The following is a 1,206-nucleotide window of genomic DNA, read 5'->3' as shown; positions in this document are numbered from 1 at the left end:
GGCCGCCGCGCCGGCGGCCTCCGCGTCCGGACCGAGCCGGGCGGCAAGCACCTGCCACAGCGCCGGGAGCGCCCGGCTGCCCTCCAGGGTGAGGCTGGTGTCGCGGCCGCGCAGGTGCAGCCCCTCGCGCAGCGGGGTCACCGCCACCCCGGGGCGCAGCCGGGGCCGGTGGGTCTCCGGTTCGGCCGTCATGCCGCCCCCTCCAAGCGCGTCCGGTCCATGCCCGCCCCCTCCATGTACGTCCCGTTGGTGCGCGTCCCGTCCGTGCCCGCCTGGCCGGCCCCGGCCCCGGCCGCCTCCGGGGCGCCGAGGAGCGCCTGCCAGCGGTGCCCGGTCAGCTCGGGCACGCTGCGCACCAGCAGGTGGGCGGCGAGGTAGCGCTCCAGCGGGCGGACGTCGCAGATCGCGAGCAGCCGGTACAGGCCGTTGGTGCCGGTCCGGTTGATCAGGTAGTCCGGGCGGTGCCACATCGCGCCGTCGGGGTCGCTGCGGTGCAGCAGCCGGTGGAACTCGCTGTAGCGGGTGCGCAGTTCGGCGTTCCAGCGTTCGGCGGTGGCCCGGTCGCCGAGGGCCTCGGCGCGCTCCCGGTACGCGGCGTGGCGGCCGCCGAGGTCGGCTCCGGCCGCCAGCCGCCGCTCGGCGAGGCTCCAGGCGTTCGCCGACCAGTGCGCCCAGTCCCGCTCCCAGTCGCGCGCCCCGCCTTCGGTGATCCGGCCCACCAGCGCCGTGACCGCCCGGCCGGTGCGCTCCCAGCGGCGCTCGAAGCCGGCCCGCAGGCTGCCGTCCGGGTCCTCGTGGACCAGGAAGTCCTCCAGGTGCGAGAGCACCGAGTAGTGCGCGCCGACCAGCCCGTCCGGGTGCGCGGTGGCGTGCGCGGCGAGCGCCGTCACCACCAGCTGCACCCGCGCCTGCGGTGTGTCGCCGTGCGCGCCGAGGAAGCGGCAGCCCGAGTCCAGGGCGGGCAGGCCGGTCCGTAGCAACTCCTCGCGCAGCTCGGCGGATTCGGCGCCGATCAGGGACCGCAGGGCGTGTTCGGCGGACCGGTCGACGGGCGCCGCGGCGACGGTGTTGTCCGGCACCAGCGGCCCGTACGGCGGTGCGACCAGCTCGGCCCGTCCGGCGGCGGCGGCCTCGGCGAGCAGCTGCTCGTCCGAGCGGTCGGCGACGGAGGGGTGGGCGGCCGCCCACGCCCGCAGCGCCTCGGCG

At 78.2% G+C, this 1,206-nt stretch carries 2 protein-coding genes; both read right to left on the bottom strand.

Annotated elements, in window-relative coordinates:
• The coding region (locus tag AE652_RS41700) for a hypothetical protein (RefSeq protein WP_049661257.1) at positions 1-192 on the bottom strand (192 nt) is incomplete at its 3' end.
• A partial coding sequence (locus AE652_RS41695) for a hypothetical protein (RefSeq protein WP_049661254.1) occupies positions 189-1,206 on the bottom strand: 1,018 nt, incomplete at its 5' end. The genes AE652_RS41700 and AE652_RS41695, both read right to left, overlap by 4 nt.

This window comes from Kitasatospora sp. MY 5-36 (assembly GCF_001182915.1).
GTDB lineage: Bacteria > Actinomycetota > Actinomycetes > Streptomycetales > Streptomycetaceae > Kitasatospora.
Note: the sequence above shows the minus strand (reverse complement) of the source record. Positions and strands in the feature narration are given on the sequence as shown.